This window comes from Streptomyces sp. URMC 127 (assembly GCF_051386535.1).
Classification (GTDB): domain Bacteria; phylum Actinomycetota; class Actinomycetes; order Streptomycetales; family Streptomycetaceae; genus Streptomyces.
On the sequence record NZ_JBPQTW010000020.1, the window covers coordinates 35,839 to 61,069 of the forward strand.

20 protein-coding genes are annotated in these 25,231 nt (G+C 75.4%); 16 read left to right on the top strand and 4 right to left on the bottom strand.

The window, feature by feature from the left end; genetic code table 11:
- On the top strand, nucleotides 1–3,882 hold the full coding sequence (locus ACSNOH_RS07585) for a type I polyketide synthase (RefSeq protein WP_436720429.1): 3,882 nt from the start codon (nucleotides 1–3) through the stop codon (nucleotides 3,880–3,882).
- Nucleotides 3,883–3,977: 95 nt separating this feature from the next.
- Here ACSNOH_RS07585 and ACSNOH_RS07590 read toward each other — a convergent pair whose 3' ends face one another.
- Nucleotides 3,978–4,370 carry a DUF6233 domain-containing protein gene (locus tag ACSNOH_RS07590; protein ID WP_436720430.1) on the bottom strand — a complete coding sequence of 131 codons (393 nt, stop codon included), beginning with the start codon at nucleotides 4,368–4,370 and terminating at the stop codon, nucleotides 3,978–3,980.
- Nucleotides 4,371–4,850: 480 nt separating this feature from the next.
- Between ACSNOH_RS07590 and ACSNOH_RS07595 the strand changes: the two genes are divergently transcribed.
- The 8 genes from ACSNOH_RS07595 (at nucleotide 4,851) to ACSNOH_RS07630 (ending at nucleotide 13,427) form a co-directional block, all read left to right on the top strand.
- Nucleotides 4,851–5,525 carry a GTP cyclohydrolase II gene (locus tag ACSNOH_RS07595; protein WP_436720431.1) on the top strand — a complete coding sequence of 225 codons (675 nt, stop codon included), beginning with the start codon at nucleotides 4,851–4,853 and terminating at the stop codon, nucleotides 5,523–5,525.
- Nucleotides 5,522–7,210 carry a WD40 repeat domain-containing protein gene (locus tag ACSNOH_RS07600; protein WP_436720432.1) on the top strand — a complete coding sequence of 563 codons (1,689 nt, stop codon included), beginning with the start codon at nucleotides 5,522–5,524 and terminating at the stop codon, nucleotides 7,208–7,210. Before ACSNOH_RS07595 ends, ACSNOH_RS07600 begins: the two co-directional genes overlap by 4 nt.
- A gap of 125 nt (nucleotides 7,211–7,335) precedes the next feature.
- Entirely contained in the window at nucleotides 7,336–8,049 is a 714-nt protein-coding gene (locus tag ACSNOH_RS07605) for a class I SAM-dependent methyltransferase (protein ID WP_436720433.1), read from the top strand.
- Nucleotides 8,049–9,350, top strand: a complete 1,302-nt coding sequence (locus ACSNOH_RS07610) for an SGNH/GDSL hydrolase family protein (protein ID WP_436720434.1) — start codon at nucleotides 8,049–8,051, stop codon at nucleotides 9,348–9,350. The genes ACSNOH_RS07605 and ACSNOH_RS07610 overlap by 1 nt, the downstream gene beginning before the upstream one ends.
- Nucleotides 9,351–9,353: 3 nt before the next feature.
- Nucleotides 9,354–10,346 carry a formylglycine-generating enzyme family protein gene (locus ACSNOH_RS07615; protein WP_436720435.1) on the top strand — a complete coding sequence of 331 codons (993 nt, stop codon included), beginning with the start codon at nucleotides 9,354–9,356 and terminating at the stop codon, nucleotides 10,344–10,346.
- A 38-nt stretch (nucleotides 10,347–10,384) separates the two neighbouring features.
- Nucleotides 10,385–11,473, top strand: a complete 1,089-nt coding sequence (ribD, locus tag ACSNOH_RS07620) for a bifunctional diaminohydroxyphosphoribosylaminopyrimidine deaminase/5-amino-6-(5-phosphoribosylamino)uracil reductase RibD (protein WP_436720446.1) — start codon at nucleotides 10,385–10,387, stop codon at nucleotides 11,471–11,473.
- Nucleotides 11,470–12,690 (top strand): flavodoxin family protein, encoded by a 1,221-nt coding sequence (locus tag ACSNOH_RS07625; RefSeq protein ID WP_436720436.1) that lies wholly within the window; start codon nucleotides 11,470–11,472, stop codon nucleotides 12,688–12,690. Before ribD ends, ACSNOH_RS07625 begins: the two co-directional genes overlap by 4 nt.
- Nucleotides 12,687–13,427, top strand: a complete 741-nt coding sequence (locus tag ACSNOH_RS07630; RefSeq protein WP_436720437.1) for a class I SAM-dependent methyltransferase — start codon at nucleotides 12,687–12,689, stop codon at nucleotides 13,425–13,427. The genes ACSNOH_RS07625 and ACSNOH_RS07630 overlap by 4 nt, the downstream gene beginning before the upstream one ends.
- 94 nt (nucleotides 13,428–13,521) lie before the next feature.
- Here ACSNOH_RS07630 and ACSNOH_RS07635 read toward each other — a convergent pair whose 3' ends face one another.
- Together ACSNOH_RS07635 and ACSNOH_RS07640 are read right to left on the bottom strand one after the other, a co-directional pair.
- Nucleotides 13,522–14,124: an NAD(P)H-dependent oxidoreductase gene (locus ACSNOH_RS07635; RefSeq protein ID WP_436720438.1), complete on the bottom strand. Its 603-nt coding sequence runs from the start codon at nucleotides 14,122–14,124 to the stop codon at nucleotides 13,522–13,524.
- Between the two features lie 34 nt (nucleotides 14,125–14,158).
- Nucleotides 14,159–15,640, bottom strand: coding sequence for an MFS transporter (locus ACSNOH_RS07640; RefSeq protein ID WP_436720439.1), 1,482 nt, complete (start codon nucleotides 15,638–15,640; stop codon nucleotides 14,159–14,161).
- 65 nt (nucleotides 15,641–15,705) lie between these two features.
- On the opposite strand from ACSNOH_RS07640, the gene ACSNOH_RS07645 reads away from it, so the two are divergent.
- The 7 genes from ACSNOH_RS07645 to ACSNOH_RS07675 all read left to right on the top strand — a co-directional run bounded on the left by ACSNOH_RS07645 (nucleotide 15,706) and on the right by ACSNOH_RS07675 (nucleotide 24,719).
- Complete coding sequence (locus tag ACSNOH_RS07645; RefSeq protein ID WP_436720440.1) at nucleotides 15,706–16,371, top strand: TetR/AcrR family transcriptional regulator; 666 nt, start codon at nucleotides 15,706–15,708, stop codon at nucleotides 16,369–16,371.
- Between the two features lie 65 nt (nucleotides 16,372–16,436).
- Complete coding sequence (locus ACSNOH_RS07650; protein ID WP_436720441.1) at nucleotides 16,437–19,304, top strand: AAA family ATPase; 2,868 nt, start codon at nucleotides 16,437–16,439, stop codon at nucleotides 19,302–19,304.
- Between the two features lie 184 nt (nucleotides 19,305–19,488).
- Nucleotides 19,489–20,280, top strand: coding sequence for a class I SAM-dependent methyltransferase (locus tag ACSNOH_RS07655; protein WP_436720442.1), 792 nt, complete (start codon nucleotides 19,489–19,491; stop codon nucleotides 20,278–20,280).
- 14 nt (nucleotides 20,281–20,294) lie between these two features.
- Entirely contained in the window at nucleotides 20,295–21,200 is a 906-nt protein-coding gene (locus tag ACSNOH_RS07660; RefSeq protein ID WP_436720447.1) for an FAD binding domain-containing protein, read from the top strand.
- Entirely contained in the window at nucleotides 21,191–21,673 is a 483-nt protein-coding gene (locus ACSNOH_RS07665; protein ID WP_436720443.1) for a (2Fe-2S)-binding protein, read from the top strand. Before ACSNOH_RS07660 ends, ACSNOH_RS07665 begins: the two co-directional genes overlap by 10 nt.
- Nucleotides 21,670–23,979 (top strand): xanthine dehydrogenase subunit D, encoded by a 2,310-nt coding sequence (pucD, locus tag ACSNOH_RS07670; protein WP_436720444.1) that lies wholly within the window; start codon nucleotides 21,670–21,672, stop codon nucleotides 23,977–23,979. The genes ACSNOH_RS07665 and pucD overlap by 4 nt, the downstream gene beginning before the upstream one ends.
- Complete coding sequence (locus ACSNOH_RS07675; RefSeq protein ID WP_436720445.1) at nucleotides 23,976–24,719, top strand: class I SAM-dependent methyltransferase; 744 nt, start codon at nucleotides 23,976–23,978, stop codon at nucleotides 24,717–24,719. Before pucD ends, ACSNOH_RS07675 begins: the two co-directional genes overlap by 4 nt.
- Before the next feature lie 63 nt (nucleotides 24,720–24,782).
- Here ACSNOH_RS07675 and ACSNOH_RS07680 read toward each other — a convergent pair whose 3' ends face one another.
- The gene (locus ACSNOH_RS07680; protein ID WP_364895604.1) at nucleotides 24,783–25,088 is read right to left on the bottom strand and encodes an ArsR/SmtB family transcription factor; all 306 of its coding nucleotides are present in this window, start codon (nucleotides 25,086–25,088) and stop codon (nucleotides 24,783–24,785) included.
- Between the last annotated feature and the right edge of the window lie 143 nt (nucleotides 25,089–25,231).

A 25,231-nucleotide genomic window follows, 5' to 3' on the forward strand; every position in this document is an offset into this window, starting at 1 on the left:
ATGCCCATTCAAGAATCAGTGGCGCTCGTCGGCATCGGCTGCCGCTTTCCCGGCGGCATCGACTCACCCGAATCCTTCTGGGACTTCCTGGCCGGCGGCAAGGTTTCGGTGGAATCCACTCCGGAGGACCGCTGGCGCGCCTACACCAGGATCGGCCCGGAGTTCACCGAGGCCCTGCGCAGGGCGGAGCGGCCCGGGAACTTCATCGGCGCCGTCGACGGGTTCGACGCCGAGTTCTTCGGCATCGCCCCGCGCGAGGCGGAGCTGATGGACCCCCAGCAGCGGCTGGTCCTGGAGGTGGCGTGGGAGGCGCTGGAGAACGCCGGGATGGCGCCCCGGTCGGTGGCCGGGTCCGACGCCGGGGTCTACATCGGCACCTGCTCGGACGACTACGGGCGCCGGCTGCTGGAGGACCTGCCCCGGATCGAGCCCTGGACGGGCATCGGCGCCCAGCTGACCGGCATCGCCAACCGCGTCTCGCACGTGCTGGACCTGCACGGGCCGAGCTTCGTGCTGGACTCGGCCTGCTCCGCCTCCCTGGTGGCCGTCCACCTGGCCTGCCAGTCCCTGCTGGCGGGCGAGACCTCGCTCGCGCTCGCGGGCGGCGTGAACATCATCCTCTCCCCCGCCTACACCCTCACCCTGGAGGCGGCCGGCGCGCTCTCCCCCGACGGGCGCAGCAAGCCGTTCGACGCCGAGGGCGACGGCTACGGCCGTGCCGAGGGGTGCGGCGTGCTCGTCCTCAAGCGGTTGTCGGACGCGACGCGCGACGGCGACCGGGTCCTCGCCGTGATCAAGGGGACGGCCGTCGCGCAGGACGGCCGGACCAGCGGCATCATGGCGCCCAACCCCGACGCGCAGCGCGACCTGCTCCGGCTGGCCTGGCAGCGGGCGGGCCTGGACCCGGCGACGGCGGGCTACATCGAGGCGCACGGCACGGGCACCCGGCTCGGCGACCCGGTCGAGGCGTCCGGGCTGCACGCGGTCTTCGGCGCGGGCCGGCCGGCCGGCGATCCCTGCTGGATCGGCTCGGTGAAGTCGAACATCGGGCACGCCGAGCCGGCCTCGGGCGTGGCGGGCATCATCAAGGCCACGCTGATGCTGCGGCACGCCGAGATGGCGGCGACGGTCCTCACCAGCGAGCCCAGCCCGGACATCCCGTGGGAGGAGTGGGGGCTGCAACTGGTCACCGAGCACCGGGCGTGGCCCGAGGGCGATGCGCCGCGGCGCGCGGGCGTCTCCGGGTACGGCTACGGCGGCACGATCGGCCACGTCGTCCTGGAGGAGGCGCCCGAGCCGGGCAGCGGCGCCGGGGAGGAGCCGCTGCCGGGCGGGCCGCGGCTGTTCCCGCTGTCCTACCGCAACCGGGCGGGCGTGGCGGAGTACGCGTGCCGGCTCGCCGACTGGCTGGAGCGGCACCCCGACGTCCCGCTGTCCTCGGTCGGCCACACGCTGGCCGTCCGGCGCTCGCACCTGGACCACCGGGTCACCGTCGTGGCGGACGGCCGGGCGGAGCTCGTGGCCGCGCTGCGGGCCGTGGCCGCCGAAGAGGCCGGGGAGGAGGACCTGGAGAACGTCGCCGAGGGCACCGTCCGGCCGGGCTCCGGCGACGGGGCGGTGTGGGTCTTCTCCGGGCACGGCTCGCACTGGCCCGGAATGGCCCGCGAACTCCTCACGGGCAGCGCCGTGTTCGCCGACGTGATCGACCGCCTGGAGCCGGTGTTCCGCACGGAGCTGGGCTTCTCGGTACGGCAGGCCATCGTCTCGGGGGACTTCGAGGCCGTCGACCGCGCCCAGTCGATGATCTTCGCGGTGCAGGTCGCGCTCGCCGAGGTGTGGCGCTCGTACGGGCACCGGCCCGCCGCCGTCATCGGCCACTCCGTGGGCGAGATCGCCGCGGCCGTCGCCGCCGGGGCGCTGTCCCCGGAGGACGGTGCGCGGCTCAGCGGGCGCCGGTCCGCGCTCCTGCGCCGGGTCGCGGGCAGAGGGGCGATGGCCATGGCCGCGCTGCCCTTCGAGGACGCGGCCGCCCGGCTGGCCGGGAACCCCGCGGTCTGCGCCGCGATCGCCTCCTCCCCCGGCTCCACCGTGGTCTCCGGCGACGCGGAGGCGGTCGCCGCGCTCGTCCGCGACTGGGGCGCGGAGGGCATACCCGTACGGCCCGTCAACTCCGACGTCGCCTTCCACAGCGCCCACATGGACCCGCTGACCGAAGCGCTGCGCGAGGCCCTCGCCGGTCTTGCGCCCCGTACGCCCGAGGTGCCCCTCTACACCACCGCGCTCGGCGACCCCCGGGCGCGGGCCCGCCACGACGCCCGCTACTGGGTGGCCAACCTGCGCAACCCCGTGCGCCTCGTCCAGGCCGTCACCGCCGCCGTCGAAGACGGGCACCGGCGCTTCCTGGAGGTCTCGCCCCACCCGGTCGTCGCCCACTCCGTCGAGGAGACCCTGGCCCACCTGGGGGTGACGGGCGGCCACGTCGCCCACAGCCTCCGCCGCAACCAGCCGGAGCTGCACACCCTGCTGCTGAACCTGGCCGCCCTGCACAGCCACGGCGCCGCCGTCGACTGGACCGCGCAGTACCCGGCCGGGGGGATCGCGGAGCTGCCTCCGATCGCCTGGCAGCACCGCCGCCACTGGACCGACGCGGTGCTGCCCGCGGGTGCCGTCACCGCCCACGGGCACGACGTCACCGGGCACACCCTGCTCGGCCCGCCGGTGGACGTGGCGGGCACGACGCCGCTGCGCATCTGGAACACCTATCTGGACGACTCGGTACGGCCCTTCCCCGGCGGTCACGCGCTGCACGGCACGTCGATCGTCCCCGCCTCCTCGATCATCCACACGTTCCTGGAAGCCGCGCCGGGGCAGGGCGGCAGCAAGGCGCTGTTCGACGTCTCGCTGAAGTTCCCGGTGGCCCTCGCGACGCCGCGCGAGGTGCAGGTCGTGCAGGAGGGGCTGACGCTGCGGCTGAGCACGCGGCCGACGGGACCCTCGGGGGCGGCCGGGCCGGGCAACTGGCTCACCCACACCACCTCGTCCACGATGGCCGCCGACGCCCCGCCGTTCCCGGCGGGCATGCTCCGCGTGGCGGTGCCCGAGGGCCTTGCGGCCGCCGACCCGTCGGTCGTCACCGGGCGCCTGGACGCCATCGGCGTGGAGGGCATCGCCTGGCCGTGGACGGTCGAGGAACTGCACACCGGCGAGGGCGTCATCCGCGCCCGGGTGCACGCGCCCACCGTGCCCGGCGACCAGGTCACGTGGGCGCCGCTGCTGGACGCCGCGCTCGGCATCGTCCCGGTCATCTACGGCGGCCCGCCCACCGTCCGGATGCCCGCCCACATCCGCGAGGTCCGCGTGGTGGGCGAGGCGCCGGAGACCGGCTGGGTCGACATCCGTCTCGTGGACCCGGCGACGGACACCGTCGACATCGTCATCAGCGACGAGCAGGGGCAGTTGCGGGCCTGGCTGCCCGGGACGCGCTTCGGGGCGCTCCACGAGCACCGCGGAGCGGCGGACGAGGGGATCGCGGAGGACGAGGCCGCGGCGTCCGGCACGCGGGCACCGGCCGCGGACGGCCCGGCGCGGTGGCGCGAGCTGCCGCCGGACGAGCTCGCCGCCCGCGTCCACGACGAGGTCACCGGGCGGCTGGCGCGCGAGATGAAGATGCCGGCCGGCGAGCTGGACCCGGAGCGCCCGCTGACCGACCTCGGGCTCGACTCGGTGATGTCGATGCGGGTGTGCGCCCAGCTGGAGAAGCTGCTCGGCGTGCGGCTGCCGGTGACGGTCCTGTGGAACCACCCGACGGCGAGCGGCCTGGCCGGCCACGTGGCCTCGCTCCTCGCCCCGGCGGAGGAGCCGGTGGCGGCCTCCGTCGCATAGCGGCGGGGAAGACGGGCACGGGCGGCCCGTGCACGGTGCCCCGGCGGGGCCGTGCGCGGGCCGCCGCGCGTCTCGGCAGCACTTGCGGCGGACTCCTAGACCAGCGGGGTAAGGAACCGTTCCGGCTGGCAGGCCTCGCAGGGCAGGGCGTTGCGGGCGAGGAGCTCCTCGCGGGCCTGCGCCGTGGTCATGGTCTCCTCGCCGCCCTTCGGTACCCAGCATCCGGCGTGGTGCAGTTCGTGCATGTTCCGGCCGGAGCCGCGGTGCGTGGTGACCGGCCAGACGGCGTGCTCCATGTCCGGCCGGTACGGCGGGCGGCCGTCCGCCGGGCGGTGGCCGCTGCCGGCCGGCGGTTCCTCCTCCAAGTAGGCGTCGTCGGTGAGGAGTTGCAGGACCACGGCACGGACCCAGTCGCGCGGGTCCATCCCCGACTCCTGCGCGGCCTCCGTGATGAGGGCGAGTTCGTCGTCGCTGAAGAGCTGCTCCATGCCGCGCGACGGTAGCAGCGCGGGGGCCGCCGCGGGGGGCGGTTGCGCAGGCCGCGGCACGGGCCCGAGGGGTCCCCGCGCGAGGCTCCGCGCCGGTTCCCGCCCGGCGCGGGATTAGCCCGAAAGAGTAGTGGTGGAAGGCTGCGGAAGGCATATTGAACCGAGGGGTGCCGTCCGGGCGGCCCGGGCCCCGGCGATGCTGCGGCTGAGCGGCCGCACCGAAGCGGAAGACGTACCGGGCGTCCCGTTTACCAGCGCCGTAACCCCGGCCAAAGATCCCGAAGCGTCCTGATTCCTGGACGACAACTGACGCGCTGAAAGGTTCGGTCTTCCCAATCAACAGACCGGATGGTTCGGTACCAGCGTCAAATGATCTCGGTACCCGTACCGGTACGGACCGTGCTGTCCGCGCTGCCCTCCGCATCCATGCTGGAACAGCGCCCTGGGGTTCGGGGCGTGCTCGTTCTACGGGAGGAAGCAGTGCCCAAAACACTCAATGGGGAGGACACCCCGTTGCACGGGGCGTCGGTGGAGCCGCCGGAGGGAAGCGTGGGCATCCGCGCCCGCGTCGAGATTCCCGTGCAGCGGGCCGACGGGGCCTGGACGCCCGGCCAGATGGTGACGTTCACCGGGCTCGGCGACGGGCTCGAGCACGTGGCGGTGCAGTTCGGACCGATCGCGGACGTCCCGCTGGTCCGGCTGCACTCCGAGTGCCTGACCGGCGACGTCTTCGGCTCCGCGCGGTGCGACTGCGGTCCGCAGCTGACCGAGTCGATGCAGCTGCTCGCCGCGTCCGGCGGCGTCCTGCTCTACCTGCGCCAGGAGGGCCGCGGCATCGGCCTGTACAACAAGCTCGACGCCTACCGTCTGCAGGACCAGGGCCTGGACACGTTCGCCGCCAACCGCGAGCTGAACTTCTCGGACGACCTGCGGGACTACCGTTCGGCCGCCCAGATGCTCCAGGCGCTCGGCGTGACGCGGATCAGGCTGCACACCAACAACCCCGACAAGGCGGCACAGCTCGCCTCGTACGGCATCGAGGTCGTGGAGCAGGTGCGCACCGGCATCTTCCGCAACGAGCGCAACGACCACTACCTGCGGGCCAAGGCCGAGTACGGCGGCCACTCGATCGAACTCGTGGAAGGAACAGCGTGATCCAGCACCGGGGACCCATCAGCGGCATCGCGGCCTGGCAGGGTGCCTACGTGGCCACCGCCGGCTACGACAACCAGGTCATCTGCTGGGACCAGCAGACCGGGACGGCCCTCGCCCGCTCCTTCCACGACCACCTGGCCAACCAGTGCGCGTTCTCGCCGGACGGCCGCCACCTGGTCACCTCCTCCAGCGACTACACCGCCCGCCTGTGGACGGTGCCGGACCTGCGCCTGGTCGCGGTCCTCGCCGACCAGGAGGACGACGTGGAGATGTCGGTCTTCCACCCGTCCAAGGAGCTCATAGCCACCGCCTCCCGGGACCACCGGGTGCGGGTCTACGACTTCACGGGCAAGCTCGTCGCCCGCTTCGCCGGCCACACCGCCGACGTCATCTCGGTGGAGTGGGCCCGCGACAGCGACGAGCTGATCTCCTCCAGCGACGACGGCACCATCAAGCGCTGGTCGCTCGCGACCGGCGGGCTGATCGCCGACCTCGACATGGACGGCATCGAGACCGACACGATCGCCATCTCCTCCGGCGGCACCATCTTCGCGGGCAACGACGAGGGCCAGATCATCGTCGTCGGCCCCACCGAGCGCACCGTGCTCCCGGCCCACGAGGCGGGCATCAAGCGCCTCGTGCTGGACGACGCCCGCAACCTGCTGGTCAGCCTCAGCTACGACCGCACCATGCAGCTGTGGGACGTCGCCTCCGGCATCCCCGAGCGGCGCGACACCACCGCCCTGCCCGACGACGTCTGGCCCCGCTCCTGCGCCTTCGCGGGCGGCTCCCGGCTGGTCTTCGCCACCTTCGGCGCCGGTTACCGCGGCTACGACTACGAGGGCCGCACCTGGGACACCGCCGAGGTGGCGCCCACCCAGGGCGTCAACGCCGTGCTGCCCACCCCCTCCGGCGCACTGACCATCGGCGACGCGGGCATCGTGCACCGCGAGGGCGAGGTCGTCGCCGAGACCGGCAGCCTGTGCAACTTCCTCACCCCGCTCGGCGGCCTGGTGCTCTCCGGCGGCCAGCTCGGCAAGGTCTTCGACGCCCTGACGGGCCGTGAGCTCCACCAGCACCGCTCCCCGCTCAACTGCGGTGCCGCCTTCGAGCGCGACGGCGCCTCGTACGCCGTGGTGGGCGCCTACACCGGCGAGGGCCTGCTGCTGCGCCTGACCGGCGCCGGCGAGGCCGAGCACGTGACGGACCTGCCGCTGCACACCAACGCCGTCAAGGGCGTCGCGGTCTCCGGCGACCTCATCTTCTCCGTGGCCGCCGACGCCTCCGCGACCTGGTACCGCATCTCGGACCTGACCAAGGTCACGACGATCGAGGACGCGCACGACCGGATCGCCAACGGCTGCGCCGGCCTGGGCGACGGCTGGTTCGCCAGCGTCAGCCGCGACCTGAAGCTGCGCATCTGGGACCCGGAGCAGCGCGCGGAGGTGCTCGACACCCCGCACACCCACTCGATCAAGTGCGTCGCCGCCTCCGCGGACGGCCGCGTGGTCGCCTCCGGCAGCTACAACGGCCGCATCGCGCTCTACGACCGCACCACCGGTGAGTGGACCGCCGTCGTGCGCCCGACCACCGCGGGCATCTCGTCCCTCACCTGGGACGCGGAGCGCAAGGCGTTCGCCGCGTCGTCCTACGACGGCCGGGTGTACTACACGCCCGCCGTCTAGGACCGCGGGCGAGCAAGACCGGTCGCGGGGAAGGCGAGGGCTGCGCCCGCCTTCCCCGCGGCCCTTGCCCGCGCCCGCCGGGCCCCGACCACCCCACCCGAGCTCCAGCTAAGGACCGTCCCCCCATGGCCGAAAGCCACTCCATAGCCGACCGGTACACGGTCGAGCAAACCGAAGCCACCCCGCTCGACGAGGCCCGCTACGCCGACGTCCTGCGCACCGACTTCGTCGAGCACTACGCCGGCGGGCGCGACATCTGGACCGGAGAGGAGGCGATGCGGCAGGCCCCGCGCCTGCTCATGGACGCCCTCCGCGCCCGGGCCGGAGCGGACGCCGCGCAGGCGCACGTTCTCGACATCGGCACCGGCCACGGCCGCGACGCCGGGATCCTCCTCGCCGGCGGGCACCGGGTGACCGGCATCGACCTGGTCGCCTCCCCCGAGTGGGAGACCCTCACAGCGCAGCACCCCGGCCGGGCCCGCTTCCTCGCCACCGCCGCGCTCGACCTGCCGGGCGCCGCCGAGTACGACGCGGTGCTCGACAACGGGTGCTTCCACCACCAGCACCCCGACGCGTACGGACCGTACCTGCGGCGCATCCGCGAACTGCTGCGCCCCGGCGGCCTGCTGACCCTCTCCGTCTTCAACGCGACGGGCGGCAAGGGCGGCCTCTACGCCAACGCCGGCAACCGCCTCTACCGCGAGTTCACCGAGCAGGAGCTGACCGAGCTCGTCGGCGGGTACGGCTTCGCGCTCGTCGCCTCCCAGCAGGTGCCGCGGGCCGTCGGGGACCTCACCTACCTCGTCAGCACCTTCCGCCGCACCGAGGAGGAGGGCTGATGAGCCGCGTCACCCGCCGGCGCGCCGCCGCGGCCGGGGCGACCGCCGCCCTGCTGTCCTGCACGCTGCTCGGGATGCCGGCCGCGCAGGCGGCGCCGCCCGCACCGGACGCCAAGGGCGGCTGGACCGGCACCTGGGGCACGGCCCCCGCGCCCGCCGCCCCCGACGGCATCTCGAAGGAGGGCCTGGACAACCGCACCGTGCGGATGGTCGTGCACACCTCGGCCGCCGGCGGCGAGCTGCGCCTGCGCTTCTCCAACGCCCACGGCAGCGCCCCGCTGGCCCTCGGCACCACGACCGTCGCGCTGCCCGGACCGGGACCGAACCCCGCGCCGGCGGCCGGCACGCTGCGGCCGGTCACCTTCGGCGGTGCCGCCGGGGCCACGGTGCCCGTGGGCGCCGAGATCGTCAGCGACCCCGTCGCCTTCGACGTTCCGGCCGACCGCGACCTGCTGGTCAGCGTCCACCTGCCGAAGCCGACCGGCCCCGTGACCTGGCACTGGCTGGCCCAGCAGACCAACTACGTCTCCGAGCCGGGCGACCACGCGGCCGACGCCGGCAACGGGGCGTTCACCCGCTCCGAGACCTCCTGGTTCTTCCTCACCGGCGTCGACGTCCGGGGCAAGGGCGCGCGCGGCACCGTGGTGGCGCTCGGCGACTCGCAGACCGACGGCGTGAAGTCCACCCTCGACGGCAACGCCCGCTGGACCGACGCCCTCGCCCGCCGGCTGGCCGCCGACCCCGCAGGCCGCGGCATCGGCGTGCTCAACGAGGGCCTCGGCGGCAACCGCATCCTGCGCGACGGCAGCGAGACCGACCGGCCGCAGCGCGGGACGTCCGCCACGGGACGCCTGCAGCGCGACGTCATCGACCGGCCGGGCGTGCGCACCGCCGTCCTCTACGAGGGCATCAACGACCTCCAGCTGGAGCCCAAGGCGACCTCCGCGCAGGTCCTCGACGGGCTGCGCGCGATGGCCCGGCGGCTGCACGAGAAGAACATCCGGGTCGTGGTGGGAACCCTGACGCCGTTCAAGGACTCGCCGTTCTACACCCCGGAGGCCGAGAAGGCGCGCTCCGAGGTCAACGCCGCCCTGCGCTCCCCCGCCGCCCGCGCCGACTTCGACGCCGTCGCCGACTTCGACGCGGCCGTCCGCGACCCGGCCGACCCGCAGCGGGTCCGGGCCTCGTTCGACGGCGGCGACCACATCCACCTCAACGACCCGGGCTACCGGGCCCTCGCCGGCGCCGTGCCGCTCGCCGAGCTCACCGGCAGCCCCGCTCCCGCCGTTCACGGAAGGTAATTCATGACCAGCAGTACCCCGCCGGTCGTCCTCGCCAACCCCAACACCCTGACCGACCGGGCCGCCATGGGCCTGCCCGACGCGTTCGTCGCACGGGACCCGCAGCACCTCCTGGCCGGGCACCGCGACCTCCTGGCCGCCGCGCCGGACGTCCTCGTCGGGGTGGCGGAGGACCCCGCCGAGCCGTTCGCCCGCCGCTACGCCGCCGGCACCGTCCTCGGCCTGACCGGCGACCCGCGGATCCGCCCCGAGGACCCGCCGATGGCCGACGTGCCGGCCGCCCGGGTCCGCCTGGGCCTTGCACCCGGCGAGGTGGCCGCGGTCACCGGCCGCTGGCGCCACGCGGGCGTGGAGGAGGAGTGGATCGCCAAGGAGTGCCCCGTCTACGAGGCGGACCTCGCGGCCTTCCGCATCGCCCTGCACCCCGTCACCAACGCCGAGTACCGGCTGTTCCTGGAGGACACCGGCCGCACGGAGCTGCCGACCAGCTGGCGCTTCGGCGTCTACCCCGCGCACCTCGCCAACCACCCGGTGTGGACCGTCTCCCCCGAGGCCGCCGACGCCTACGCGGCCTGGCTCTCGGCCCGGACCGGGCGCCGGTTCCGGCTGCCGACCGAGGCCGAGTGGGAGTACGCCGCCTCCGGCGGGGACGGGCGCGACTTCCCCTGGGGCGAGGACTGGGACCCCGGCGCGGCCAACACCGTCGAGGAAGGGCCGCTGACGACGACGCCGATCGGCATCTTCCCGGCCGGCCGCTCGCCGTTCGGCGTGCACGACCTCGCGGGCAACGTCGAGGAGTACGTCGCCGACGACTACGCCGCCTACCCCGGCGGCGAGGAGATCGCCGACGACCTCGCCGTCACCCAGGGCGCCTACCGCGTCGCCCGCGGCGGCAGCTTCACCCGCTTCGGCGACCTCGCGCGCTGCCGGCGCCGGCACGGCTGGTACCAGCGCGAGATCTACGCGATGGGCTTCCGGCTCGCGGAGACGCCGTGACGGCGGCGCCCACCGCCACCCCCGCCGAGCGGGCGGCCATGCGCCGGGCCCTGGAGCTCGCCGTCACCCGCCTGGGCAGCACCAGCCCCAACCCGGTCGTCGGCTGCGTGCTGCTGGATGCGGACGGCGCCACGGTGGCCGAGGGGTACCACCACGGCGCGGGCCGCCCGCACGCCGAGGTCGAGGCGCTTGCGGCCGCGGGCGACCGCGCGCGGGGCGCGACGGCCGTCGTCACCCTGGAGCCGTGCGCGCACCAGGGCCGCACCGGCCCGTGCGCGGACGCGCTCCTGGCCGCCGGGGTCAAGCGGGTGGTGTACGCGGTGCCGGACCCCGTGCCCGGGCACGCGGGCGGTGCCGAACGGCTCGCCGCCGCGGGCGTCGAGGTCGTGGGCGGCGTGCTGCGCGAGGAGGCCGAGCGGGCCAACGAGCTGTGGCTGACCGCGACCCGGCTCGGCCGGCCGTGCGTGACGTGGAAGTTCGGCGGGACGCTCGACGGGCGCTCGGCCGCGCCCGACGGCACCTCGCGCTGGATCACCGGCCCCGAGTCCCGGGCGGACGCCCACCGGCTGCGCGCCACGCACGACGCGGTCCTCGTCGGCTCGGGCACGCTCCGCGAGGACGACCCCCACCTGGGGCTGCGCCACGGCGTCTCCGGGCAGCCGCCGCTGCGGATCGTCCTGGACCGTACGGGCAGCATCCGGCCCGGCGCCCGGGTCCTGGACGACGCGGCCCCCACGCTGGTGGTGACCGGCGAGTCGGCCGCGCGGCCCGGACTGCCGAACGGGCACACGGTCCTGGCCCTCCCCGAGACCGGCGGCCGGCTCGACCTCACGGCCCTCGCGGCCGCCCTCTACGACCGGGGGCTGCGCTCCGTCCTGCTGGAGGGCGGCGCGCGGCTCGCCGCGGAGTTCGCCTCCCTGGGCATGCTCGACCGCGTCGTGGCCTACGTCGCGCCGGTGCTGCTCGGCGGCGAAGGGCGGGCGGTGCTCGACGGGTTCGGGGCCGGCACCCTGAGCGAGGCGCTGCGGCTGCGGCTGGACGAGGTCGCCCGGCTCGGCGACGACGTCCGGCTCGTGCTGCGCTCCCGCCCGCTCCCCGGCGGCCCGGAGCCGGAGGGGGCGTCATGACCCCGAAGGTGGCCGTCGTCTACCACAGCCGCCGCGGCACGATGCGGTCCCTGGCCGAGGCCGCCGCCGAAGGGGCCCGTGCCTACGGCGCGCAGGTGCGGCTGCTGCGGGTCGCCGACGACAAGGCGATCACTCAGTGGCCGGAGCCGGAGGCGACGCCGGAGGACGCCCTGTGGGCCGACGGCCTGGTGCTGGCCTCGCCCACGTACTTCGGCACCCCGTCCTCGCCGTTCAAGCGGTTCCTGGAGAGCACCTCGCCGCTGTGGTCCCAGGGGCTGCTCACCGACCGGATCGTGACCGGCATGACGGCGTCGACCTGTCTGCACGGCGGGCGCGAGACCACCCTGCTGGCGCTCTACCAGTCGGTCTACCACTGGGGGGCGTGGGCGCTGGGCGCCGACCCGTCCGGCGACGAGTTCCGGGCGACGGGCGGCAACCCGTACGGGCTGGCCGTCCCCTCGGTGCGCGACGGCGTCGTCGGGGAGGCCGACCTGGCCGCCGCCTGGTCGTCCGGCCACCGGCTGGCCGCCACCACGGCGCAGGCGCGGCGCGCCCGCCGGGCCGGCGACGCGCCGGCCCGCGCCCGGGTGACGGTCGTCCACTGCGCCGAGGACGAGACGGTCCGGATGCTGGCGCAGGAGTGCGCGGCGGGCGCCCGGGAGACGGGCGCCGAGGTGCGGCTGCGCCGGCTGGCGGGGCCCTCGTCCGCGCGGGCGGCGGGCCTGCCCGGCCCCGCGGGCGGCGCCCCGCCGGCGGCCGTCGTCACCCCGGACGACGTGGCCTGGGCGGACGCGCTGCTCTTCGGGGCGCGCGTCCGGTCGGGAGCCGTGGCCGCGTCCCTGCTGGGCTTCCTGCAGTCGCTGGAGCCCGAGGCCGGCCCGGGGCCGCTCGCGGGCAAGCCGGCCGGCGGCTTCGCCTGCACGCCCCGGCCGCACGCGGGCAGCGAGACGGCGCTGCTCGCCCTGAACAACGTGCTGCAGCACGGCGGCGCCGTGCTGGTGCCGCCCGGCTACAGCGACCCCGCGGTCTTCGCGGCGGGCGGCAATCCGTACGGCACGACCCACTCGCGGACGGCGGGAGCCCTTCCCACCGCGCAGGCGCTGGCGGCGGCCCGGCACCAGGGCCGGCGCACGGCGCTGGCCGGCGCCCTGCTGCGCCGCGAGCCCGTGGCCGCCGCCGTCTCCTCGCACACCCCCCTCGAAAAGGAAGTCATATGACCGTCCAGCAGTACGACGACATCGGCGAGGCCTACGAGGGCTTCAAGTCGCTGCCCATGGCCCGTTACCCCGAGAGCGGCAGCTTCGTGCGCATGCTCGGCGACCTCAGCGGCCGCTCGGTGCTGGACCTGGCCTGCGGCACGGGCTTCTACACCCGGCAGGCCAAGCGGCTGGGCGCCGCGGACGTCCTGGGCGTCGACGTCTCCGACGGGATGGTGGCCGCGGCCCGGGCGATCGAGGAGCGCAACCCGCTGGGCGTGCGCTACGAGGTCGCCGACGGCGCGGACCTGCCGCTCTTCGGCCGGCGCTTCGACGTGGCGACGGCGGTGTACCTGCTCAACTACGCCGACGACGCGGCCACGATGGAGTGGATGTGCCGGGGCGTGCACCGCAACCTGCGGCCGGGCGGCGAGTTCTTCGTCCTCACCCAGGCGCCGGACTTCCGCTTCGACGGCCCGTCCACGGACAAGTACGGCTTCCGCTACGAGCCGGTGGGCGAGGGCGAGGTGGGCCCGCGGGTACGGATCACGGCGCTCCTGGACTCGCCCATCGAGTTCGTGACCAACTACCCGCGGCGCGAGGTCTACGAGGGCGCGCTGCGGCAGGCCGGCTTCGCCGGCATCACCTGGGTGCCGCTGGAGGTTCCGGAGGAGGGCGTCGCCGCGTTCGGCGCGGACTTCTGGGCTGACTTCCTGGCCAACCCGCCGCTGGTGATGCTGCGCTGCACCGCGGCCTGAGCGGACCGGCCGGCCTGTGTCCGGTCTGTGGCCGGTACACCGTGGCCCCGGCGGTTCTCACCGCCGGGGCCTTTCGGCATTCACCCGTCCGCCGTCACAGCAGCCACGGCCGGAAGTCCTCCGCGGGCGGCAGGCCGGCGTTCTCCCGGGCGGCCGCGGCCGTGCGGTGGATGTGGAACAGCAGGCGCACGGCCGCGCCGGGGTCGCCGAAGGAGACCTGTCCTTCCGGCTCTTCGCGCAGGGCCCGGGCCACGCGCGGCACGATGGTGCGCGGGCCGATGATGGTGGCCCCGGCGGTGAAGAGCATCCGCTCGACCTCGGAGTACGGCTTCTGCTCGGCGACGGCGTCCTCGGTGGTGGTGAGGACGGCCACGGGCTTGCCCGCGAGCGGGGATCCCTCGACCGGCCAGGTCAGCCAGTTCAGGAGGGTGCGCAGCGAATGCGGCGGCGCGCCGTCCGTCTCGGGCGTGGTGAGGACGATGCCGTCGGCGAGCGACGCCATCTGGCGCAGCGCGTCGGCCACGGGGTGCGACGGTGCGATGATCTCGCTGCCGGCCCGGGCCAGCACGGACGGGGCCGTGCTGACGACGAGCCGGGTGCCGGAGGCTCCGGGGGCCGAGAGGGCGCGAAGCAGCCGGTCCCCGTAAGGATCGTCTTCGGTCGGGGCGCTCAGCCCCAGCAGGAGGACGTTCTCCACGGTCGGTCTCCTTCCTTGGGGTGCGGTTCCCGGATCAGGCGGTCCGGGCGGGGCGCAGGCGCCGGGAGACGAGGACGCCGGCGAGGGCGAGGACCCCGGTGATGACGAAGGTGAACAGCAGCCCGGCCCGGGTGGTCGAGTCGTGCTGGTGGGCCATGGCGATGGCGGCGCCGCCGATGCCGGAGATCAGGCCGGTCGCGAGGGTCTGGGCGAGCTGCAGGGAGCCGCTGACGAGGCCCTGCTGCTCGGCGGGGGCCTGTTCGAGGGTGTCGGTGGTGGCGGCGTTGAAGCCGATGCCCATGCCGATGCCGCCGAGGGCCCAGCCGGCGATGGAGACGAGCGGGGGGATCGCCTCGACCAGGATGGCCGCGGCCATGACGACGAGTCCGGCGAAGAGGATGGTGAAGCCGAGGGTGACGCTGCCGGTGCGGCCGTTGCCCTTGCCGTCGCGCTTGGCCTGCCAGGCGGAGCCGACGACCCAGGTGATGGCGCCGGCGGACAGGCCGAGGCCGGCCAGGGAGGCGTTGACGCCGCGCAGCTCCTGCAGGCCGAGCGGGAGGAAGGCCTCGCTGCCGAAGTAGACGCCGCAGAGCAGGAAGCGGATGCCGATGCCGGCGCCGATGCCGGCGCGCAGGCTCAGGGTGCCGGCGGGGGTGACCTGGCGCAGGGTCGGCACGGCGACGGCGATGCCGACGAGGGCGAGGACGACGAGCAGCACGAGGTTCTTCAGCAGCAGGGCCTGGAGCAGCAGGGCGGTGCCGGCGGTGAGCAGGATGCTGGCGGCGAGCGGGCTCTTCCACCAGGGGCCGGCGGGGGCGCTGCTGCCGGCGTCACCGGCGGGGCGCTCGATGCGGCGCAGGCCCGGCAGGGTGAGCAGGGCGGCGATGGCGATCAGGGGGAGCATCAGCAGGAAGACGCCGCGCCAGCTGGTGAAGTCGGCGAGGGTGCCGGCGATCACGGGGCCGATCAGCGAGGGGATGGTCCAGGCGGAGGAGAGCAGGGCGAACATGCGGGCCCGGAGGTTCTCGGGGTAGGCGAGACCGATCACCGTGTAGGCCATGCTCATGACAGCGCCGACGCCGAGGCCCTGGAGCGCCCGGCCCAGCAGGAAGAGCGGCCACGTGGGCGCCGCGCCCGCCACGGCGCAGCCGATGGCGAAGACCAGCATGCCGATGCCCATCGACCGGACGGGACCGGACCGGTCGGCGGCGCGGCCGGCGACCACCGTGCCGATGATGTTGGCGAGCATCAGGGCGGACAGGCCCCAGCCGTAGGCGCCCAGGCCGTCGAGGTCCTTGGCGATGTCCGGCAGCACCGTGGCCACGCCCAGGGACTCGAAGGCGACCATGCTCACCGAGAGGATGACGCCGAGCGTCAGGGCGCGGTAGGCGCCGCTGAACACGCTCTCCGAGCCCCCGGCCGGCGCGTCGGCCGCGGCTGGCGTGCCCCCCTCCGCGACAGGTGACACGAGCGGGTCACCGGCCCCTTCCGTCATCTGGTTCACGTCTTGCGACACAACGGCCTCCAAAGTTTCGTTCCGTTCCGGGACGTAATTAATAGCAGACTACCTATACTGTCCGCATGGTGAACACCCCCAACGGCGCGGTGGCCGAAGAGCGCGAAGCAGGCCAGCAGCGCACAGGCAGGCCGCGGGACGGCCGCATCGACGCAGCCGTGCCCGCCGCGGTGATGGAGCTCCTCAACGAGTCGGGTTACGGGAACCTGACGCTGGAGGCGGTGGCCGCCCGCGCGGGCACCAGCAAGCCCGCCCTGCGCCGGCGCTGGCAGTCCCGCCAGCACCTCGTCGTCGACGCGCTGGTCACCACGATGGGCACCACCCCGACCCCCGACACCGGCTGCACCCACTGCGATCTCATCGCCGGGATCGGCACGCTCAGCCAGGCCTTCGGCACCGCGGTCGGGCGCCGCGTGCTGCCCGCCCTGGTGGCCGACCTCGCCGACCAGCCGGAGCTGGACGCCCTCTTCCTGGAGCGCTTCTTCCACCCGCGCCGGGCCTCGACGGCCGAGGCGCTGCGGCGCGGCATCCGGCGGGGGGACATCCGCCCCGACGCCGACATCGACCTGCTGCTGGACATGCTGGCGGCAAGCACGTACTACCGGGTGCTCTTCGGCCACCTGCCGGTGACCGCGACGCTCGCGGAGAACGTGGTCGACGTCGTGCTCAAGGGCGTGGCGACCGACGCCTGGCGCGGGCGCCACCGGCACGGGGTGTTCGACGGGTTCTGACCCGCGGGGGCGGCGGGGGCCGGGCGCCGTGACGGCCCGGCAGGTACGAGGGGAGGGAGAGACTGTTGCTGAGCCGCGACAGCGAAATGACGGCCCTGGACGGGGCCTTGGCCGCAGCGGAGGCCGGCATGGGGGCCAGCCTGCTGCTGGAGGGGGGCATCGGCACCGGCAAGTCGCACCTGGTGCGGGCCGCGCTGAGGACCGCCCGGAGCAGGGGCTTCGGGACGGTCTCCGCGCGCGCCAGGCCCGGCGAGCGGAGCCGTGACCACGGCGTCCTGCACCAGATACGCGACCAGTTGCTGTGCCTGCCCGGCACGGCCGCGGCACAGCAGGAGCCGGGCGGACCGGGCGGACCGGGCAGAGGGGACGCACAGGCCGCCGCGGTGCACCGGCTGATCACAGCCGCCACGGCTGCTGCCCCCCTGCTCGTCGCGATCGACGATCTGCAGTGGACGGACGGCCCCTCGCTGCGCTGGCTCGGCTATCTGACGGCCCGTCTGGAAGGCCTGCCGGTCTTCCTGCTGGCCACCCTCGGCACGGACCGCCCCGGACCGGCGAGCGAAGGGGCCGGGGCGCAGGGCGCCGAGTCGCCCGCCGGGGTCGCCTCGTTCTTCCACCGCCGCGCGGTGCTGCAGGGCCTCAACGCCGACAGCGTCGCCTATCTGCTGTCCTCCTTCACCGGCGAACTCGCGGACCCGGCCCTCGTCGAAGCGTGCCGGACGGCCACCCGCGGCAACCCGCTGCTGCTCCAGGCCCTCCTGCGCGAGCTGCGCCGCACGGGCCTCGTGCCGGGCGCCGTCTCTGCCCACCGCGTGGCCGGCCTGGGACCGGTGGAGGTCGCCGAGACCCTCCTGACCCGGCTCGGCGACGGCTGCTCCGAGGTCGGCGCGGTCCTCGACGCCGTGTCGATCACCGCGCCCGGGGCCAGCGGCCCGCTCGTCTCCCGGCTCGTGGGCATCGGCGCCGGCGAGGCCGCCGACCTGCTCCACCGGCTCGTGCAGCAGGGCGTCCTGACGGAGGGCGAGGAGGGCATCGGCTTCGCCCAGCCCCTGGTCATGGCCTCCTTCCGGGCCCGGATGCCGCCCAGCGAGCGGGCCCGGCTGCACGCGGAGGCCGCCCGGGCGCTCTACGCGAGCAGCGCCCCCCGCGAGCGCATCACCGCGCACCTGCTGTCCGCCGCTCCCCTGGGCGAGCGCTGGGCCCTGCGGCTGCTGGTGGACGCGGCCGACGCGGCGCTCGCCGGCGGCGCCCTGACGGAGGCCCGCGTCTGCCTGGAGCGCGGCCTCGCCGAGTGCGGCCCGGAGGAGGAGCCGGAGCTGCTGCGCCGGCTCGGCCACATCGAGCTGGCCGACGGCCCCGAGCCCGCGGTCGCCCGGCTGCGCCGCACCGTCGGCCTCATCCAGGGCGGCACCGAGCACCGCGCCATGGCCCTGCTGGACCTGGCGCAGGCCGCCGCCATGACCGGCGACGTGCCGGAGGCCCTGCGGATCGTCGAGCAGGAGTCCGCCGAGCTGGAACGTTCCGGCGCCCCGAAGGAGCTGCGGGCGGGCTTCCGCGCCGTGCGCGGCCTGCTGCAGATGCTCGACGGCCGCGGCGCACGGCCGAAGCCGGCCTGCCCGCCGTCCCCGTCCTTCCCCGCGCAGCTGAGCGAGGTCGCCCGCTGCCCGTGGGTGCGGCGCGCCGAGGCCGCGGCGCAGGCGATGGGCGCGCAGTGGAGCGGCACGCAGCGGGCCGAGGCGGTCCAGCAGGCCCGCCTCGCGCTCGGTGAGCCGGCCGCCACGGTCAACGACCACGCCCTGATGCGCCTCGGGCTCGTCCTCGTCCTGGCCCGCTCGGGCGCCGTGGAGGAGGCCCTGGAGCACGGCGCGGCCCTGCTCGCGGCCGCGACCGAGGAGGGCTCGCGCACGGTCGCGGCGCTCGCCCGGGCCGTCCTCGCCGAGTGCGCCTTCCGCACGGGCCGTCTGACGGCGTGCCTGGAGGCGGCGCAGGGCGTGCTGGAGGAGGGCCCCGAGCCGGCCGAGCGCGAGTGGCTGGGTTCGGCCATGGCCCGCGGCTGGCTGGGCAGCGCCCTGTACGAGTCGGGAGACCTCGACCAGGCGCAGCGGGTCCTCCTGGAGGCCGGGCCCGAGAGCGCGGTGCCGGGCGTCACGCTGCCGGGGCTGCTGTTCCACCGCGGGCGGCTGCAGGTCGCGCTCGGCCGTGTCGGGCCGGGGCTGGCCGACCTGGAGGAGTGCGGGCGGCTGCTGCTGCACCGCGGCTGGACCAATCCGGCGCTGTGGCCGTGGCGTTCGGAAGCGGCTCTGGCGCACGCCCGGCTGGGTGACGAGGAGGCGGCCCGGCGGCTGGTCCGGGAGGAGCTGGCGCTCGCCCGGGGCTTCGGCGCGCCCCACGCCGTCGGCATCGCGCTGCGCGCCGCGGCCCTGCTCGGGCCCGGCGAGGAGCGGGCGGCGGTCCTCGCGGAGTCCGCGCAGCTGCTGCGGGAGGCGGGCGCCGCGCTCGACGAGGCGCGGGTGCTGCGCGACCTGGGCCGCGAGCTGATGCGCACCCGCAAGGCGCGGCAGGCGCGGGAGCACCTGCGGGCGGCGGCCGCGCTGGCCGAGAAGTGCGAGGCGCACGTCCTCGTCCAGGAGCTCCGCCAGGACATGATCGAGGCCGGTGCGCGCCCGCGCCGCGACACCGAGATCGGCCCGGCCTCCCTCACGCCCGCCGAGCGCCGCACCGCGCTGCTCGCCGCGGAGGGCCTCACCAACCGGGAGATCGCAGGCCGCCTTTACGTGACGCGGCGCACCGTGGAGATGCACCTGAGCCGGGTGTACCGCAAGCTGTCGATCTCCGACCGCCGCGCGCTGAGCCTGGTCACGGACGACGAGGAGCGCCCGGCCGCGGCGTGCCCGCCCCTGCCGGAGCACGAGGCCGCCGAGTCCTGCGCCTGACGCGCACCGCCCGGCGCTCCCCCGCGGGCGCGCCGGGCCCCGCCGGGGGCTGGCTGGGGCCAGCGGCTGTCGTCTCGGTACCGGCACCCAATTGCTCCGGGGAAGGCTACGGCCCGCACCGTGATCTGCGGCCCCGGCCCCCGGCGGAATCTGGAGTCCTCAACTCCGGAAGGTGGGGAGCCTCATGACCGACACAGCGGACGGCGCAGCGCGCCCGTCGCACGACGACTTGCAGTACGACCGGATCGGCGAGGACTACGAGCTGTCCAAGGAGCTGCCGCTCACCCGGTTCGTGGAGCGCCCCAGCGTGCTGGGCCTCCTGGCGGACGTCCGGGGCAAGAGGGTGCTCGACCTCGCCTGCGGCACCGGGGTCTACAGCCGCCACGCCCGCCGGCTCGGCGCGGAGCGCGTCCTCGGCGTGGACATCTCCCCGAAGATGATCGAGGCCTGCCGGGCGGCGGAGGAGCGTGCGCCGCTCGGCGTCGAGTACGCGGTGCACGACGCCTCCGAGTTACCCCGCCTCGGCACGTTCGACGTGCTGCTCGCCGCATACCTGTTCAACTACGCCGATTCGCCGGGGGCGCTGGAGCGGATGGCCCGCGCCTGCGCGCGCAACCTGCGCGCCGGAGGGTCCCTGCGGGCCTTCGTCGCCCACCCCGGCTTCGACTTCGGCCGCCCGCTGCCCGAGCGGTACGGCTTCTCCTTCGAGCGGGAGCCGGATCCCGCGCACGAGGGCCGGATCCGCGTCACGGCGCACACCGATCCCCGGGTCAGTTTCTCCGCCTACCTGCCGCCGGCCGGGGTCTTCGAGGAGGCGTTCACGGCCGCCGGCTTCCGCGACTGCGCGTGGCGCGCCGTGCAGCCGTCCGTCGAGGGGGAGCTGGAGCACGGGCCCGCGTACTGGGACGACTTCCGGGCCAACCCGCCGTGGACGGTCTTCCACTGCCTCAAGTGCGCCGAGGCGGGGGCGGGATGAGCACGCCCGCAGCCATGGACTTCCTCCTCCCCGACCGCCTGGACGACGCCCTGGCCGCGGTGGCCGCGCGCCCGGGCACGCTGCCCGTGGCCGGCGGCACCGACGTCATGGTGCGGCTCGCCCGGGGCCGGGAGCGCCCGCCCGCCGCCGTCGACCTCACCCGGATCCCCGCCCTGGCCCGCTGGGAGCGCTCGGCGGGCCGGGTCCGGCTGGGCGCGACCGTGCCCTACACGCGCCTCGCCGACGAGGCGGCCGGCCCGCTGCCCGGCCTCGCGGCCGCGGCCCGCACGGTGGGCTCCCGCCAGATCCGCAACCGCGGCACCGTGGGCGGCGCCCTCGGCACCGCCTCGGCCGGCGGCGACGTCCACCCCGTGCTGCTGGCGTGCGACGCGGAGGTGGAGCTGGTCTCCGCCGCGCGCGGCACCCGGCGGGTGCCGGTGCGGGAGTTCTTCACCGGGCCGGGCCGGACGGTCCGCGCGCCGGACGAGCTGATCCGCGCGGTGCGGGTGCCCGCGGCCGAGGGGCCGCAGCACTACGCCAAGGCGGGCCGGCGCGGCGCCCTGGTGGTGGCGACCTGCTCCTTCGCGGTGGCGCTGTGGCCCTCCCGGGGCCGGGTGGGCACCGGCATCGGCGCGGCGGCGGACACGCCCCGGCCCGCGTGCGAGGCCGAGCATTTCGTGGCCGCCGAGCTCGCCGAGCGGCGCCTGTGGCAGTCCCGCGAGCCGCTCCCGGAGAGCGTCCTGACCCGCTTCGGCGAACTGGCCGCCGCCGCGGCCTCACCCGTCGGCGACGTGCGCGGCTCGGCCGCCTACCGCCGGCACGCGGTGGCCGTGCTGGCCCGCAGGTCCCTGGCCCGGGCCTGGCACGACCACTGCGCGCACCTGCACGCCAAGAGCAAGGAGGAGGAGCCGTGCGCCTGACAGTGACGGTCAACGGCGAGCGGCACGACCTCGGCGGCCTCGCCGGGACGGAGAGCCTGCTGTCCGTCCTGCGGGAGCGCCTCGGCCTGTCCGGCACGAAGAACGCCTGCGAGCAGGGCCAGTGCGGCTCCTGCTCGGTCCACCTGGACGGAGTGCTGGTGTGCGCGTGCCTGGTGCCCGCGCCCCAGGCCCACGGCCGGAGCGTGGAGACGGTCGAGGGCATGGCCGGCGCGGACGGCCCGCACCCGGTGCAGGAGGCGTTCCTCGCCTGCGGCGCCGTGCAGTGCGGCTTCTGCACGCCCGGCATGCTCAAGGCCGCCGAGGACCTGCTGCGCCGCTGCCCCGACCCCGGCGAGGCCGAGATCAAGGACGCCCTCGCGGGGAACCTGTGCCGCTGCACCGGCTACCGGCACATCCTCGACGCCGTCCGCCTGGCCGCCGTCCGCACGCGCGCCCCGGAGGCCCGCCCGTGACCCCGTACACCCCGGACACGCCTCGCACCCCCGGCGCGGTCGGCGACAGCGCTCCCCGCCCGGACGGGCCGCTGAAGGTCCGCGGCGCCTTCACCTTCTCCTCCGACCTGCGCGCGGAGGGCATGCTGTGGGGCACCACGCTGCGCAGCCCCCACCCGCGCGCCCGCATCCTCGCCGTCGACACCTCCGCGGCCCTCGCCCTGCCCGGCGTCCGCGCCGTCCTGACCCACCGTGACGTGCCCGGCCGCAACCTGCACGGCTCGATGGTCGCCGACCAGCCCGTGCTCGCCGTGGACACCGTGCGCTACGAGGGCGAGCCCGTCGCCGTCGTGGCCGCCGAGGACCCGGAGACGGCCCGCCGCGCCGCCGGGCTGATCCGCGTCGCCTACGCGGTGCTGCCGCCGGTCACCGACGCCGAGGCCGCCCTCGCCCCGGACTCCCCCGCCGTGCACGCGGGCGGCAACCTCCTGCGCCACGTCCCGCTGCGCCGCGGCCGCGCCGCGCGCGGCGAACCGCTCACCGCCGACGTCGTGGTGCGCGGCGTCTACGAGGTCGGCATGCAGGACCAGGCGTTCCTCGGACCGGAGTCGGGCCTGGCCGTGCCCGATCCGGACGGCGGCGTGAGCCTGCACGTCGCCACGCAGTGGCTGCACGTGGACCACGACCAGGTCGTGGCGGCCCTGGGCCTGCCGCGCGAGAAGGTGCGGCTGCACCTGGCCGGCGTCGGCGGCGCGTTCGGCGCGCGCGAGGACCTGTCGATGCACGCGCACGCCTGCCTGCTCGCCCTGCGCACCGGCCGCCCGGTGAAGATGTGCTACACCCGCGAGGAGTCGTTCACCGGCCACGTGCACCGCCACCCGGCGAGGATGGCCTACGAGCACGGCGCCACCCGCGACGGCCGGCTCGTCTACGTCAGGGCCTCGATCCTGCTCGACGGCGGCGCCTACGCCTCCAGCTCCCCGGCCGTCGCCGGCACGGTCGCGACGTGCTCCCTCGGCCCGTACGAGGTCCCCGACGCGGAAGTGGACGTCCGCGTCGTCTACACCAACAACCCGCCCTGCGGGGCGATGCGCGGCTTCGGCGCCGTGCAGGCCTGCTTCGGCTACGAGTCGCAGATGGACCGCCTCGCGCGCGAGCTCGGCATGCACCCGGTGGAGCTGCGCATCCGCAACGCGGTGTCCGAGGGCTCGGCCGTGGCCAACGGGCAGATTCTCGACCACCCGGCGCCGGTCGCCGAACTGCTGCGCCGGGTGCGGGACCGGCCGATGCCCGCCGCGGCGCCGCCGGGGGACGGCCACCTGGCCCGTACGGCCTCGTGCGGGGAGTCCGTCGTGCGCGGTGTGGGCTACGCGGTCGGCTTCAAGAACGTCGGCTTCGTGGAGGGCTTCGACGACTACTCCACCGCCCGGGTCCGGCTGGAGTGCGCCGGCGGGCAGCCGAGGGCAGTGGTCACCAGCGCCGCGGCCGAGGTCGGCCAGGGCGTGGTGACGGTGCAGGCCCAGATCGCCCGGACCGAACTGGGCGTGGAGCAGGTCACGGTGGAGTGCGGCGACAGCTCCTTCGGCTCGGCCGGGCCCTCGTCGTCCTCCCGCCAGACGTACGTCACCGGCGGCGCCGTCAAGGCGGCCGCGGAGGCCGTCCGGGCCCGCGTCCTCGCGCGCGCGGACCGGCTCCTGGGCCGGCCCGGCACCGCCACGGGCCTCGCCGGCGGTGCGGTCACCGGTGCCGGCGGCCGGGTGCTGTGCAAGCTGGCCGACGTGCTCGGCGACGAGGCAGTCGAGGAGACCGTGGAGTGGCACCACCGCCCCACCTTCCCGCTGGACCCGCACACCGGGCAGGGCGACTCGGTCTTCCAGTTCGCCTTCGCCGCGCACCGGGCCGTGGTCGACGTGGACGTCGAGCTCGGCCTGGTCCGGGCGGTCGAGATCGCCACCGCCCAGGACGTCGGCAAGGCCGTCAACCCTCAGGCCCTGCTGGGCCAGGTCCACGGCGGCACCATGCAGGGCCTGGGGCTCGCGCTGATGGAGGAGATCCGGACCGAGGGCGGCCTCATGCAGAACCCGTCCTTCACCGACTACCTGATCCCCACCGTGCACGACGTGCCGCCGATGCACGTCGACGTGCTCGAACTCGCCGACCCCCACGCCCCCTACGGCGTGCGCGGCGTGGGCGAGCCGCCGAACATCTCCAGCCCGGCCGCGGTCGCGGCCGCCGTCCGGGACGCCACCGGTCTCGACCTGCCGCGCATTCCGCTGCGCCCGGAGGACGTGGCCGGGCTCCCGCCCACCGGAGGAGAACCCTCATGACCCGAGAGCGCACCGCTGCGCAGTACGACGCGATCGGAGCGCGCTGGGAGGACGCGCGGTCGCTGCCCACGGTTCACCCGGAGCGCGCGTCCTTCCTCGCCCTGCTGGGCGACGTGAGCGGGCTGGACGTCCTCGACCTGGCGTGCGGCGACGGCTTCTACACCCGGCAGGCCAGGCTGCTGGGCGCGGACCGGGTGGTGGGCGCGGACGTCTCGCAGGAGATGGTCGCGGCGGCGCGGGCGGCCGAGGAGCGGGCGCCGCTGGGCATCCGCTACGTGGCCGCGGACGCGGCGGACCTGCCGGACCTCGGCCGCTTCGACGTGGTGACCGCCGCCTACCTGCTCAACTACGCGCGGGACGAGGAGACGCTGACGGCCATGTGCCGCGGCGCCTTCGCCCGGCTGCCGCGCGGCGGGCGGTTCCTCGGCGTGACGCAGAACCCGCGCTTCTCCTTCGCCGGGCCGCGGCCCGACCCGTACGGCTTCTCCTTCGAGCCGCTGGAGAGCTCGGCGTTCGGCACCCGGATCCGGGTCACCGCCGCGCTGGAGCCGCCCGTCACCTTCGAGACGTGCCTGATCCGGCCGGAGGTGTACGAGGCGGCGTTCGCGGCCGCGGGGTTCGCGAATGTGTCGTGGGTGCCGCTGCACGTGCCGCGGGCGGCGCTGGAGCGCTTCGGGGCCGCGTACTGGGAGGGCTTTACGGCCAATCCGCCCGTCGTACTGTTCGAGGCCGTCCGCTGAAGGCACCCGTGAGCGCGGCGGCCGGCCCCGGTGTCCTCGCGGGCGGCGGGGCCGGCCCGGCGGTCAGCCGGCGGCGGCCAGCCGGGGCGGCTGAATGGCCGTCAGGAGCTCGTGGAGCCGGTCGAGCCCCTCGGGACGGACCGAGTAGCAGATCTGGGTGCCGCGGCGGCGGGTGACCACGAGACCGGCCTCGCGCAGCACCTTCAGGTGCTGGCTGATGGTCGGCTGGGTGACCTCGAAGAGCTCGGTGAAGTCACAGGCGCACGTCTCGGGTTCGGCCGCCAGCGCGCGCATGATGCCGAGCCGCACGGGGTGTCCGAGCGCCCGGAGCATGGCGACGTCCGTCTTGTCCTCCGCAGGTTCTCTCACGTTGACAGGCTATCAAACGCCGCCTATATAGTGGATCTCCTAAATAGGAAATTGCCTATGTAAACCGGTTCGGAGGTCCGATGTCCGGCAACACCGCCGCGCCCGCCGAAGACGCCGCCGAGGGCGGCGTCCTCTCCCCCCGC